Genomic DNA, 12772 nt, shown 5'->3' with positions numbered 1-12772 from the left:
GGTGGAGTGGCCGAGAGGCGAGGCAACGGACTGCAAATCCGTGTACACGGGTTCAAATCCCGTCTCCACCTCGGGCGGTTGGCGCAGTTGGTAGCGCGCTTCCCTGACACGGAAGAGGTCATCAGTTCAAGTCTGGTACCGCCCACCAACACAGGCCCGGTTCGCAAGAGCCGGGCCTTATTCGTGCCTGGACGCGGGCGTCCTCGGGTCGGCGATGACGCCCCGGCCGGTCCGCTGAGCGCGCTCGCGGGGTCGCGGTCCGGACGCCGTCCGCGGGATGGGGCAGAATGGGCGGGTCCGTCGTTGGAAAGGAACACTCCCTTGTCGATCTCAGTCACCCTGGTGCGCCCCGATTCGCGCGACGAGACGGTGGTCGAGGACGGCACGACGGGCTTGGACGTCTTCGGCGGCGACCGCACGGTCGTCGCCATGCGCGTCAACGGCGAGGTTCGCGACCTGGCCCGCGAGCTCGCGGCCGGCGACGCCGTCGAGCCGGTCTTCATCTCCGACCCCGACGGGCTCTACATCGTGCGGCACTCCGCCGCCCACGTGGCCGCCCAGGCGCTGCAGTTGCTGCGCGCGGACGCCAAGCTCGGCATCGGCCCGCCCGTCACCGACGGCTTCTACTACGACTTCCAGACCGAGCCGCTGACGCCCGAGGATCTCAAGGTTCTCGAGAAGAGCATGGCGAAGATCGTGAAGGAGCGGCAGCGCTTCGTCCGTCGCGTGGTCAGCGAGGACGCCGCCCGCGACGAGTTGGCCGCCGAGCCGTTCAAGCTCGAACTCATCGGCCTGAAGGGCAACTCGGGCGACACCGAGGGGGCGTCCGTCGAGGTCGGCTCGGGGGAGTTGACGATCTACGACAACGTCCGCCGCGACGGCTCCGTCGCCTGGAAGGACCTGTGCCGCGGCCCGCACGTGCCCCACACGGGCTACCTGGGCAACGGCTTCGGTCTTACCCGGACGTCCGCGGCCTACTGGCGCGGTGACCAGCGCAACGCCCAACTGCAGCGTCTGTACGGCACGGCGTGGGCGTCCAAGGACGATCTGGTCGCCTACCGCCACCGCCTCGAGGAGGCCGCCAAGCGCGATCACCGGCGGCTCGGCACCGAGCTCGACCTGTTCAGCTTCCACGACATGATCGGATCGGGCCTCCCGCTCTTCCACCCGAAGGGCGGCGTGATCAAGCGGGAGATGGAGGACTACGTCCGCCGGCGTCACATCGAGGAGGGCTTCCTCTACGTCGGCACCCCGCACATCGCGAAGGAAGACCTCTTCTACACGTCGGGCCACCTGCCCTACTACGCGGAGGGCATGTTCCCGCCCCTGCTGGAGGACGAGGTGCGCGACGAGCAGGGCAACGTCGTCAAGAAGGGCCAGGCCTACCGCCTCAAGGCGATGAACTGCCCGATGCACAACCTCATCTTCAGCTCGCGGGGCCGCTCGTACCGCGAGTTGCCGCTGCGCTTCTTCGAGTTCGGCACGGTCTACCGCGACGAGAAGTCGGGCGTCGTGCAGGGGCTGACCCGCGTCCGGTCGATCACGCAGGACGACTCGCACAGCTACGTCACCCCCGAACAGGCCCCTGACGAGGTGCGTCACCTGCTGCGATTCGTGCTGAGCCTGCTGACGGACTTCGGCATGACCGACGTCGCGCTCGAGGTCTCGACCCGCGACACCGACGGCAAGAAGAAGGACAAGTTCATCGGCTCCGATGAGCAGTGGGACGCCGCGACCGCGATCCTGCAGGGCATCGCCGACGAGTCGGGCCTGCCCGTGGTCGCCGACCCGGGCGGCGCGGCCTACTACGGGCCGAAGATCTCGATCCAGGCCAAGGACGCCATCGGCCGCACCTGGCAGATGTCGACGATCCAGTACGACTTCAACCAGCCGGAGCGGTTCGGGCTGGAGTACACGGCGTCCGACGGCAGCCGCCAGCAGCCCGTGATGATCCACTCGGCGAAGTTCGGGTCGATCGAGCGGTTCATGGGCGTCCTGATCGAGCACTACGCCGGGGCGTTCCCGGCCTGGCTGAGCCCGGTGCAGGTGGTCGCCGTGCCCGTGGCCGAGGACTTCGGCCCCTACCTCGACGAGGTCGCCGCGCTGCTGCGCGCCCGCGACATCCGGGTCGAGGTCGATCACTCCGACGACCGCTTCGGCAAGAAGATCCGCAACGCGGCCACGCAGAAGGTGCCGTTCACGCTCATCGCGGGTGGTGACGACGTCGCGGCCAACGCCGTGTCGTTCCGCTATCGCGACGGCTCGCAGCGCAACGGGGTGCCCGTGCAGGAGGCGGTCGACATGATCGCCGCCTGGGTGGCCAGCCGCCGCAACGACAGCCCCACGGCCGAATGACCACGCGCGACGAGGCGGACGGCCGGGCCGCCGAGTTCGACCAGTCGCTGGCCGGCGTCCCGGACGCCTTCCAGCGGCTCTGGACGCCCCATCGGATGGTCTACATCGGCGGGGAGAACAAGCCGTCGGACGCCTCCGAGTCGCAGTGCCCGTTCTGCCGCGCCCCCGGCCGCGAGGACGCCGACGGGCTCATCGTGCACCGCGGGAGCCTGAACTTCGTCGTGCTCAACCTGTACCCGTACAACCCGGGTCACCTGCTCGTGTGCCCCTACCGGCACATCTCGTTCTACACCGAACTCACCGCCGAGGAGCGCGAGGAGTTCGGCGCCCTGACGCAGACCGCGATGCGGGTCATCCACGAGGTCTCCCACCCGGCCGGGTTCAACATCGGCATGAACCAGGGCGTCATCGCCGGCGCGGGCATCGCGGCGCACCTTCATCAGCACGTCGTGCCGCGCTGGAACGGCGACGCGAACTTCCTGCCCGTGATCGGCCGGACGAAGGCCCTCCCGCAACTGCTGTCCGACACCCGTGACCTCATGGCGGCCGAGTGGGCTCGCCAGACAGGCGAGGACGCCTAGGCTGACGCCGTGACGAGTCGACCGGCAGGCGCGCCCCAGGCGCCGCCGCGTCCGGACGCCTCGATGGATCTGCTGAACACGATCGTCGCCGAGGCGGTCGACCCCGACTACGCCACGGTGGCCGCGCGCGGACGCCCTCCGCGCCGACGGGCCGCGCTGGCGGCGTCCGCCCTGGTCATCGGGCTGTTGTTCGCGATCGGCGCCACCTTGACGACGCGGGCCGCGCCGGCGGAATCCACCGAGCGCGGCCAACTCATCGACCGCATCCGCGCGGCCGAGGGCAACCTCGGCGCCCAGCGCGAGCGGGTCGGCGTCCTGCGGAGCGAACGCGCCGACCTGGAGGCGCGCGCCGCGGGCCTCGACGCCGCGACCCGCGACCGCCTGGAGGCGCTGGCCGTGGCGGACGGCACGGTCGCCGTGCGCGGGCCGGGCGTCGTGCTGACGCTCGACGACGGTCCGGACGTCGGCCGCACGGGCAGCCAGGTGGTGGACGCCGACCTCCTGGCCGCGGTGAACGGGCTGTGGCAGGCGGGCGCCGAGGCGATCGCCGTGAACGGGCACCGCCTGACGTCCCGCACCGCGATCCGCGGGGCGGGGCAGGCCATCACCGTCGACTACCGGTCGCTGACCAGGCCGTACGTCATCGAGGCCATCGGCGACGGACGCCGGCTCGCGGACGGCTTCGCGGCGTCCTCGGGCGGCGGCTGGTGGCGGTCGCTGCGCGAGCAGTACGGGATGCGGCTGGACGTCGCCCGGTCCGCGGACCTGCGCCTGCCCGCCGACGAGGGGCTCGGCGTCCGGGTGGCGACGCGGGAGCGCTGAGAGGAGACGCATGTACGCGATCATCGGCCTGCTGCTGGGCGTGCTGCTCGGGCTGCTGCTGCAGCCCACGCTGCCGCCCCAGTTGCAGCCCTACCTGCCCATCGCGATTGTGGCGGCGCTGGACGCCCTGTTCGGCGGGTTCCGGGCCTATCTGGACCGGACGTTCTCCGACAAGGTGTTCGTCGTCTCCTTCGTCTCGAACGTGCTCATCGCAGCCCTGATCGTCTGGGCCGGCGACCTGCTCGGCGTGGGCACGCAACTGTCCACGGCCGTCGTCGTGGTGCTCGGGATCCGCATCTTCACGAACGCGGCCGCGATCCGCCGGAGGTTGTTCCGTGCCTGATCGCAACAGCCCCGAGACCGACGACCGTCCGGACGCCTCCCCCGCCCCCTCGCTGGGCCGCGCGCTGCGCGACTTCCTGCGGCCGAGCCGATCGCAGGCGGTGGTGGGGGCGGTGCTGATGGTGTGCGCGCTGCTCGTCACGCTGCAGGTCCAGTCGCATACCCGCGGCGACCCTTACGCGAGCCTCCGCCGGGCCGACCTGGTCGCGATGCTGGACGACCTCACCGCGCAGTCGCGTCGGCTGGAGGCCGAGGCGTCCGGGTTGGAGGAGGCCAAACGGCAGCTTCAGACGGGCGCCGACAGCGAGGAGGTGGCGCGGCGCGAGGCCGAGAAGCGCCTCGACGCGCTCGAGATCATGGCCGGGACGGTCGCCGCGAGCGGGCCGGGCGTCCGCATCACCGTCGACGACCCGCAGGCGAAAGTGACGCCCGAAATTCTGCTCAACGCGATCAACGAGCTGCGCGACGCGGGCGCCGAGGTGATCGAGATCGACGACCACGTCCGGGTGGCGGGGGACACCTGGGTGGGGGGCTCGGCGTCCGACCTGCGCGTGGACGACCAGCCGGTCGGCCGGCCGCTCGTGATCGAGGCGATCGGAAACTCCGCCACCTTGTCGGAGGCGGTTCGCTTCCGCGGCGGCCTCGCGAGCCAGGTGGAGGCGAGCCGGGTCGGCGGCCGGGTCGACGTGCAGTCGGTGGACGACGTCGTCGTCGACTCCGTCCGGACGCCGCGGCCGCGTCAGTTCAGCCGTCCGGCGTGACCTGGGTTCGCTCCCACCCCTGTCGGGGAGGCGCGCGGACACAAGAAACCGATAGGCTGACCGCGCGTGCGCGACACGCGGAGCCGCTGCTCACGCCGGTCCGCGCGAGCCATGCTGATCGTGGGTAGCGGAAGGAGTTCGACGTGCTGCCAGAAGACCTGCACTACACCGACAAGCACGAGTGGGTCCGCGCGGGCAACGGAACCAGCGTCCGTGTCGGCATCACCGACTTCGCCGCGGACGCCTTGGGCGACGTCGTGTACGTCTCTTTGCCGCAGGTCGGCGAAGAGGTCGCCGAGGGCGATGCGTGCGCCGAAGTGGAATCCACCAAGAGCGTGTCCGACGTATACTCGCCGGTCTCGGGCGTCGTCACGCTCGTCAACGAGCAGCTCAGCACGGCCCCCGAGACGATCAACAGTGATCCCTACGGCGATGGCTGGCTATTCGAGATCGAGATGACCGAGTCCGACCAACTCGACGACCTGCTGGACGCCGACGCGTACGCGGAACTGACTGAATCCAATTAGGCGGCGTGAGAGGGCCGGGCTTAGCCTGGATCCTTTCAACGGATAAGAAGGGCGCCCCGGGCGTCGAGAAAGGTGGTGCACGGTGACGTGTCCCGAATGTGGTCAGCAGCTGCCTGACACCGTGAACTTCTGCTCCAACTGCGGGGCGGCGCTCAAGCCCCAGACCGGCGACACGACGCGCGTCATCCCGGCCCTCGGCAACGAGGAGGCGGTGGAGCTCACCGACTCGCAACTCGCCGCGCTGAAGGACGTTCCGCGGGGGACCGGCCTGCTCACGGTCGTCCGGGGGCCGAACCAGGGCACGAAGTTCATCCTCGATCGCGAGGTGATCACGGCCGGCCGTCACCCCCAGTCGGACATCTTCCTCGACGACGTCACGGTCTCGCGGCACCACGCCAAGCTGACCAACCGCGGCGGCCACACGTGGATCGCCGATCAGAACAGCCTGAACGGCACCTATGTGAATCGCGCCCTCATCGACAATGAGGTGGCTCTCCGCCGTGGCGATGAGGTGCAGATCGGCAAGTTCCGTATGGTCTATCTCGTGGATTCGACTGGGCAGGACTAAATGGCGGGGGATCGCCGCAGCATTGGGCAGGTCCTCAAGATCCTCGCTGAGCAGTTTCCGGATGTTTCGATCTCGAAGATCCGGTTTCTGGAGAGCGAGGGTCTCGTTTCGCCTGAGCGGGCACCCTCGGGCTACCGCCGCTACGCCGATTCCGACATCGAACGTCTCCGCTACATTCTCGACGTCCAGAAGAACCATTACCTGCCGCTGAAAGTCATTCGCGAGCACCTGGAGCTGATGGATCAGGGGCTGGAGCCCCCGAAGGCCGAAACCCCCCAGCCGCAAGCCGAAGCTGCGCCAGCGGCGTCCGCGGTCGTGGCGGAGGCGGAGGTCGCCGCCCAGGTGGTGGAGGCGTCCCTGCCGGTGGCGGGCCAGCGGGCCGCCCGGCACCCCATCCGCATCACCCGGCGCGAGTTGCTGCGCCTGTCGGGGCTCAGCGACGGGGCGCTCACCGAGCTGGAGCGCCACGCGCTCGTGGTTCCGCGGCGCGGCACCGTCTACTACGGGCGCGACGCGCTGACGGTGGCCGTCGTCGCGCGCAAGCTCGCTGCGTTCGGCATGGACGCCCGGCACCTGCGCGCGATCAAGCAGGCGGCCGAGCGCGAGGCCGGGTTGATCGAGCCGGCCATCGCCCACACGGCGCGGCGGGGCCAGAACGCGCGCAAGGCGGGCCAGGACGTGATGCAGTTGGTGCTGCACGCCCATGCGGCCATCCTTCGTCAGGCGATCACCCAGTAGGCGGCCATGATCCAGGTTCTGTTCAGCGAGATCCGCGTCTCGGCGCTCGGCGACACCCCGGTGCTCGTGCTCAAAGAGGCCGCCGGCCCGCGGCAGCTCGCGATCTGGATCAGCGCGGCGTCCGCGGCGACGATCCTCGCGGGGCTCGAGGGCGACGACCCGCGGCACCCCGCGACGCACGACCTCATGATCGACGCCCTGGCGACGCTGGACGCCGTCGTGCAGTCGGTGGCGATCATCGACGAGGAGGACGGCGTCTACGACGCCCACCTGCTCGTCAACGGCACGGCCGTCACCTGCCGGGTCTCCGACGGTGTCGCGCTGGCGCTGCGCTGCGGCGCGCCGATCTACGCGGCCGATCATCTCTTGGACGCCGCCGGCGTCCGGGCCGACGGGGCGGCGGAGGTGGCCGAAGAGGCCGACGACCAGGTGGAGCAGTTCCGGGAGTTCCTCGATACGATCAATCCCGACGACTTCACCGAGGGGCCGAAGAACCCTGAGGGCTGACTTCAGGGTTGCGACCCGGGCGTGGGAGGGTCGGCGTGTCGTTGACCCGGTTTTTCGAGCGGGGTTACCGTCAGAGGGCTAGTCGAACACGCAGCGAAGTGAGGCGAAGGTGAACCAGAAACCGCAGGCGCAGCGCCCCGAGCCCGTCTCCACGCAGGACATGCTGTTCGAGGGCGACTTCTCGCCGCTGCCGGAAGACATGGGGTTCCGCGGCCCGATCGCCTGCTCGGCCGCCGGCATCACCTACCGCCAACTCGACTACTGGGCGCGCACCGGCCTCGTCGTTCCGGAGATCCGGTCGGCGGGCGGCTCGGGCACGCAGCGCCTCTACAGCTTCCGCGACATCCTTATGCTGAAGGTCGTGAAGCGGCTGCTGGACGCGGGCATCTCGCTGCAGCAGATCCGCACGGCGATCAACCACCTGCGGGCCCGCGGCGTCCAGGATCTGTCGCAGGTCACGCTCATGAGCGACGGGGTTTCGGTGTACGAGGCGGTCTCGAACGAAGAGATCATCGACCTCGTGCACGGTGGCCAGGGCATCTTCGCGATCGCCCTGGGCCGCGTGTGGCACGACCTGGAGGGCAGCTTGTCCGAGTTGCCGACCGAGCGTGCCGAGGTCGACGAGCCGGCGTTGGACGAACTGTCCCTCCGGCGTCGGCAGCGTAACGTGTCCTGACATGGAGCCCTTCCTCTCACGTCACCTCGGGGTCACCGGGGGTGACCGCGACCGCATGCTCTCCGCGCTGGGGTACGAGACCCTGGAGGGTCTCATGGACGCGGCGGTGCCGGCGTCCCTCCGCTCCGACGAGCCGTTGACGCTCCCCGCCGCGGTGAGCGAGCGGGACGCCCAGGCCGCGCTCGCCCGGATGGCAGCGGCGAACAACCCGGGCCGGGCGATGATCGGGCTCGGCTACTACGGCACGCTGACGCCCGCGGTGATCCGCCGGAACATGCTGGAGAACCCGGGCTGGTACACGGCCTACACCCCGTATCAGCCCGAGATCAGCCAGGGTCGACTGGAGGCACTGCTGAACTTCCAGACGATGGTCTCCGACCTGACCGGCCTGCCGACCGCCGGATCGTCGCTGCTGGACGAGGCGACCGCGGTCGCCGAGGCGATCCAGCTGGCCCGGCGGGCCGTGCGGAAGGGTTCGGTCGTCGTCGTGGACGCCCAGCTGTTCCCGCAGTCGGCCGCGGTCGTCGCCACGCGGATGCTCGCCTCGGGCATCGAGGTCGTCGTCGCCGACGACCTCGTCGAGGCGCTGCAGCGGCACGAGGCGTTCGCGGTGGTCGTCCAGACGCCGGGGGCCGACGGGGCGCTGCGTCCGCTCGACGAGCTGCGCACGATCGCGGCCAAGGCCCACGAGAACAACGCGCTGTGCATCGCTGCGGCCGACCTGCTGGCGCTCACGCTGCTGACGCCGCCCGGCGAGTGGGGGGCGGACGTGGCGGTGGGCAGCACCCAGCGCTTCGGCGTCCCGCTGTGGTACGGGGGCCCGCATGCCGGCTACATCGCCGTCCGGCAGGGGCTGGAGCGGCAGGTGCCGGGTCGGCTGGTCGGCGTCTCGAAGGACGCCGACGGCACGGAGGCGTTCCGGCTGGCCCTGCAGACCCGCGAGCAGCACATCCGCCGCGAGAAGGCGACCTCGAACATCTGCACCGCACAGGTGCTGCTGGCCGTCGCGGCGTCCATGTACGCGGTCTACCACGGGCCCGCCGGGCTCGCGGGCATCGCGACCGACGTGCACGACGCGACGCGGCGTCTCGCCGCGAACCTGGTGGCGGCCGGGCTCGTGCCCCGGCACGAGCACTTCTTCGACACGCTGACCGTGGACGTCCCCGGCCGCGCGGACGCCGTCGTGGCGGCCGCCCGCGCCGCCGGCGTCCACCTGCGGCGGCTGAGCGCCGACGCGGTCGGCGTCAGCGTGGGGGAGGACGCGGCGGCGTCCGATCTGGCGGCCGTCGTCGAGGCGTTCGGCGGCTCCTGGACCACGGACGACGGTTGGGGCAGCCTCGGCCAGCCCGAGCGGACGTCGGCGTACCTGACGCATCCGGTGTTCGCGAACCACCACAGCGAGACCGAGATGATGCGCTACCTGCGCACCCTGGTCGACCGGGACTTCGCGCTCGACCGCGGCATGATCCCGCTCGGCTCGTGCACGCTGAAGCTCAACCCGGCGTCCGCGATGGAGCCGATCAGCTACCCCGGCTTCGCCGACCTGCACCCGTTCGTGCCGATCGAGGACGCCCAGGGCGCGCTCGAACTCGTCACGGCCCTCGAGGACGCCCTGGTCGCGATCACCGGCTACGCGCGGGTGAGCCTGCAGCCGAACGCGGGGTCGCAGGGGGAGTACGCGGGGCTGATGGCCGTCCGCAGCTACCACCGCGCCCGGGGCGACGAGGGGCGGACGGTGTGCCTGATCCCGGCGTCGGCGCACGGGACGAACGCGGCGTCCGCGGCCATGGCCGGCATGAAGGTGGTCGTGGTGAAGACCGTCGACGGCGACGGGTCGATCGATCTGGACGACCTCCGCGCGAAGGTCGAGAAGCATCGCGACGAGCTGGCGGTCATCATGGTCACCTACCCGTCGACGCACGGCATCTTCGAGGCCGACCTGCGCGAGGTGTGCGACCTGGTGCACGAGGCCGGCGGTCAGGTGTACGTCGACGGCGCGAACCTGAACGCGATGATGGGGTGGGCGCGTCCCGGGCGGTTCGGCGCCGACGTGAGCCACCTGAACCTGCACAAGACGTTCGCGATCCCGCATGGGGGCGGGGGGCCGGGCGTGGGCCCGGTCGGCGTCCGGGAGCACCTGGCGCCCTACCTGCCGAACCATCCGCTGGTCGCCGAGGCCGGCCCAGCGACGTCGTACGGCCCGGTGGCGGCCGCCCCGTTCGGGTCGGCGGGCGTCCTGCCGATCACGTACGCGTTCATCGCGATGATGGGCGGCGAGGGGCTCACCGAGGCGTCCGCCACCGCCGTGCTGAGCGCGAACTACCTGGCCAAGCGGCTGGCCGAGCATTTCCCGATCCTGTACCACGGCGCGCACGGGCTGGTCGCGCACGAGTGCATCGTCGACCTGCGTCCGATGACGAAGCGCACGCACGTGACGGTCGACGACGTCGCGAAACGCCTTATCGACTACGGGTTCCACGCGCCGACGATGAGTTTCCCCGTCGCGGGGACGCTCATGGTCGAGCCGACCGAGTCCGAGTCGCTGGCCGAGTTGGACCGGTTCGCCGACGCGATGGCGTCCATCGCCGGCGAGATCGAGCGGGTGGCCGCAGGGGAGTGGCCCGCCGACGACAACCCGCTGCGCCACGCGCCGCACACCCTGGCGCGGGTGACCGCCGACGAGTGGACGCATCCGTACCCGCGGTCGGTCGCGGCCTTCCCGGCCGGTCGGACGCTGGGCTCGGTCGGGGCCGGCGCGCAGGACAAGTACTGGCCGGCGTCCGCGCGCATCGACGGTGCGTTCGGCGACCGGCATCTGGTGTGCAGTTGCCCGCCGATCGAGAGCTACGAGGAGTGATGTGAGCGCGGCCGCTCTCGACCGGCTCGGGGCGGCGTCAACGCGAGGGGTACGAGGAGGACGGCCCAGACCGCGGTGATGAGCCGCCCCAGCGAGGTGAGCGACGCCGCCGGCGAGGCACTCGCACCAGGCGCTGCATGCGCGAGGCCACGTTCCCGACATGCGACCGGGGTCTTGTTGCAGGTCAGTGTTGCGTTGTCGTCGCTATCGCGACCGAAACGCCGCACTGATCTGCCACGAGGCCACCGCCCATGACGGGCGATGGCCTCGTGGAGCAGAACCTAGGCGATCAGGCCTGGCCGATCTCCTTCTTGAGCTCCTGGTACCACTCCTGCGAGGTGTCGAACGGCTTGCCGCCCTTGATGCGGTCGAAGGCGATCGCCTTGAGGGTGTCGCCGTCCTCCTCGTCGTGGCCGATGACGCCGGGCTCGCCCTTGAGGGCGGACTCGACGGCCAGGTCGGCCATGGTGTGGATGAGGTCGAGGTCGAACTCGTTGGACGCCGCGGCGCGCGAGAAGTAGCCGGACTTCTGGATCAGCGTCTTGCCCGCGTGGAGCTTCTCGGCGAACTGGTGGCCGAACCACGCGCCCGGGTTCACCTTGTCGAGGCGGATGTGGCCGAAGGCGTCCCGCGGGACCTCTTCGCCGGCCGCCTCCATCTCGGCGACGATCGCCTCGACGCCCGCGCCCTCGGAGATGAACATGTTCACGCAGGACAACTCGTCCATGACCGCGGAGAGGCGCTCGGCCTCCTTGGCGAGGTCGATCTCCTCCTCGGGGATCAGGACCGCATGCACGTCCCACGCCCGCGAATCGAGGCCGATCTCGGGCACCCAGGTCTGCTCCTTGACCCACTCGTGGTACTTGCGGGCCGTCGCCGCGGTCAGCCAGCCGCAGTTGCGGCCCATGACCTCGTGCACGATGAGCGTGCGGCTGTTCGCGTTGTGCTCGGCGAGCACGTTCTGGGCGAACTTCGAGCCCTGCTCGGCGGCCGTGTCGGCGCCCAGCGACTGGCGGATCGGGATGACGTCGTTGTCGATCGTCTTCGGCAGGCCCACGACGGTGAGGCCGTAGTCGTTCTCGGCCAGGTAGGCGGCGAGATCGGCGGCCGTCGTGTTCGTGTCGTCGCCGCCGATGGTGTGCAGCACGTCGACGCCGTCGGCCACGAGCCGGTCGGCCGCGACCTTCAGCGGGTCGTCGCCCTCCTTGACGAGGCCGCGCTTGACGAGGTCTTCGGCGTTGGTGAGCTTCACGCGGGAGTTGCCGATCGGCGAGCCGCCGAACTTCTCCAGGACGCCCGCGTTGGCGCGCACCTCGGGGGTGACCTCGAAGAAATCGCCCTGCAGCAGCCCCTGGTAGCCGCTCTTGTAGGCGATGATCTCGGTGTCGGGGGACAGCTCGGTGTACTTGGCGATGAGTGCGCCCACCGCGGTGGACAGGCACGGCGCGAAACCGCCGGCCGTCAGCAGGGCGACCTTCTGAACCATGTCGAGAACCTCTCGGGTTTGGAAAACAAGCGGACCTGCCCAGCCTATTGAGCCCCGGCCCGCACATGCACCCTTCGACAGAAAATCATGCCGCCCGGACGCCTCGTGCGACACTGGCCGCGGACCGGCCGGGGGGAGAACGACATGAACGGACGCCGCGACGAGCGCGGCACGTCGCTGACGGTGTTCGTCGCGACGGTGGTGGCGGCGCTCATCCTCATGGCCGGGCTCGTGGTGGACGGCGGCGCCCAGTCGACGGCGGCCCGGCGCTGCGAGCAGGTGGCCGCCCAGGCGGCGCGGGCGGCGTCCGACGCGGGGGCGGCCGCGCGGGCGGGCGGTAGGCGTCCGGATTCTGCGCTGATGCTCGCCGCCGCCCGCGAGGTGATCGCGGGCAGCGGCGTCACCGGGGACGCCGCGGTGGCCGGCGGGGCGATCCGCGTCCGGACGCAGGCGCGGGTCGACACCGTGTTCCTGAGCGTCATCGGCGTGTCGAGCCTGGGCGCCGAGGGCGAGGCCGAGGCCGTCCTGCTGGGGCCGGGCGAGGGCTCCTGA

13 protein-coding genes and 2 tRNA genes are annotated in these 12772 nt (G+C 70.6%); 14 read left to right on the top strand and 1 reads right to left on the bottom strand.

Going from position 1 to position 12772, the window contains the following annotated elements; genetic code table 11:
- The 13 genes from WMJ97_RS05250 to gcvP all read left to right on the top strand — a co-directional run bounded on the left by WMJ97_RS05250 (position 1) and on the right by gcvP (position 10734).
- Positions 1–71: transfer RNA gene (locus tag WMJ97_RS05250), tRNA-Cys, on the top strand.
- A gap of 1 nt (position 72) precedes the next feature.
- Positions 73–148, top strand: a tRNA-Val gene (locus WMJ97_RS05245).
- 173 nt (positions 149–321) lie between these two features.
- A complete protein-coding gene (gene thrS / locus WMJ97_RS05240) occupies positions 322–2355 on the top strand; it encodes a threonine--tRNA ligase (protein ID WP_347347919.1) in 2034 nt (677 codons plus the stop codon).
- Positions 2352–2936: an HIT domain-containing protein gene (locus WMJ97_RS05235; RefSeq protein ID WP_347347918.1), complete on the top strand. Its 585-nt coding sequence runs from the start codon at positions 2352–2354 to the stop codon at positions 2934–2936. Before thrS ends, WMJ97_RS05235 begins: the two co-directional genes overlap by 4 nt.
- A gap of 9 nt (positions 2937–2945) precedes the next feature.
- The gene (locus WMJ97_RS05230; RefSeq protein ID WP_347347917.1) at positions 2946–3758 is read left to right on the top strand and encodes a DUF881 domain-containing protein; all 813 of its coding nucleotides are present in this window, start codon (positions 2946–2948) and stop codon (positions 3756–3758) included.
- A gap of 10 nt (positions 3759–3768) precedes the next feature.
- Positions 3769–4101 (top strand): small basic family protein, encoded by a 333-nt coding sequence (locus WMJ97_RS05225; protein WP_347347916.1) that lies wholly within the window; start codon positions 3769–3771, stop codon positions 4099–4101.
- Entirely contained in the window at positions 4094–4861 is a 768-nt protein-coding gene (locus tag WMJ97_RS05220; RefSeq protein ID WP_347347915.1) for a DUF881 domain-containing protein, read from the top strand. Before WMJ97_RS05225 ends, WMJ97_RS05220 begins: the two co-directional genes overlap by 8 nt.
- 143 nt (positions 4862–5004) lie before the next feature.
- Positions 5005–5388, top strand: a complete 384-nt coding sequence (gene gcvH / locus WMJ97_RS05215; RefSeq protein WP_347347914.1) for a glycine cleavage system protein GcvH — start codon at positions 5005–5007, stop codon at positions 5386–5388.
- 82 nt (positions 5389–5470) lie between these two features.
- On the top strand, positions 5471–5956 hold the full coding sequence (locus WMJ97_RS05210; RefSeq protein WP_347347913.1) for an FHA domain-containing protein: 486 nt from the start codon (positions 5471–5473) through the stop codon (positions 5954–5956).
- Complete coding sequence (locus tag WMJ97_RS05205; RefSeq protein WP_347347912.1) at positions 5957–6694, top strand: MerR family transcriptional regulator; 738 nt, start codon at positions 5957–5959, stop codon at positions 6692–6694.
- Positions 6695–6700: 6 nt separating this feature from the next.
- Positions 6701–7201, top strand: coding sequence for a bifunctional nuclease family protein (locus WMJ97_RS05200; RefSeq protein WP_347347911.1), 501 nt, complete (start codon positions 6701–6703; stop codon positions 7199–7201).
- 160 nt (positions 7202–7361) lie between these two features.
- Complete coding sequence (locus WMJ97_RS05195; RefSeq protein ID WP_347347920.1) at positions 7362–7877, top strand: MerR family transcriptional regulator; 516 nt, start codon at positions 7362–7364, stop codon at positions 7875–7877.
- A 1-nt stretch (position 7878) separates the two neighbouring features.
- A complete protein-coding gene (gene gcvP / locus WMJ97_RS05190) occupies positions 7879–10734 on the top strand; it encodes an aminomethyl-transferring glycine dehydrogenase (protein ID WP_347347910.1) in 2856 nt (951 codons plus the stop codon).
- A gap of 289 nt (positions 10735–11023) precedes the next feature.
- Here gcvP and WMJ97_RS05185 read toward each other — a convergent pair whose 3' ends face one another.
- Complete coding sequence (locus tag WMJ97_RS05185) at positions 11024–12220, bottom strand: pyrophosphate--fructose-6-phosphate 1-phosphotransferase (protein WP_347347909.1); 1197 nt, start codon at positions 12218–12220, stop codon at positions 11024–11026.
- 144 nt (positions 12221–12364) lie between these two features.
- On the opposite strand from WMJ97_RS05185, the gene WMJ97_RS05180 reads away from it, so the two are divergent.
- The gene (locus WMJ97_RS05180) at positions 12365–12772 is read left to right on the top strand and encodes a hypothetical protein (protein ID WP_347347908.1); all 408 of its coding nucleotides are present in this window, start codon (positions 12365–12367) and stop codon (positions 12770–12772) included.

Origin of the sequence: Nigerium sp. (assembly GCF_039811905.1) — a bacterium.
Lineage (GTDB): Bacteria > Actinomycetota > Actinomycetes > Propionibacteriales > Propionibacteriaceae > Propioniciclava.
The sequence above is the reverse complement of the archived record's forward strand: the minus strand, read 5'-3'. Positions and strand labels throughout refer to the sequence as shown.

Bases quoted from the DNA above. Each gene is read 5' to 3' on its own strand.
- WMJ97_RS05235 (WP_347347918.1), top strand. From the start codon at position 2,352: ATGACCACGCGCGACGAGGCGGACGGCCGGGCCGCCGAGTTCGACCAG.
- WMJ97_RS05225 (WP_347347916.1), top strand. From the start codon at position 3,769: ATGTACGCGATCATCGGCCTGCTGCTGGGCGTGCTGCTCGGGCTGCTG.
- WMJ97_RS05205 (WP_347347912.1), top strand. From the start codon at position 5,957: ATGGCGGGGGATCGCCGCAGCATTGGGCAGGTCCTCAAGATCCTCGCT.
- WMJ97_RS05200 (WP_347347911.1), top strand. From the start codon at position 6,701: ATGATCCAGGTTCTGTTCAGCGAGATCCGCGTCTCGGCGCTCGGCGAC.
- WMJ97_RS05195 (WP_347347920.1), top strand. From the start codon at position 7,362: ATGCTGTTCGAGGGCGACTTCTCGCCGCTGCCGGAAGACATGGGGTTC.
- gcvP (WP_347347910.1), top strand. From the start codon at position 7,879: ATGGAGCCCTTCCTCTCACGTCACCTCGGGGTCACCGGGGGTGACCGC.
- WMJ97_RS05185 (WP_347347909.1), bottom strand. From the start codon at position 12,220: ATGGTTCAGAAGGTCGCCCTGCTGACGGCCGGCGGTTTCGCGCCGTGC.
- WMJ97_RS05180 (WP_347347908.1), top strand. From the start codon at position 12,365: ATGAACGGACGCCGCGACGAGCGCGGCACGTCGCTGACGGTGTTCGTC.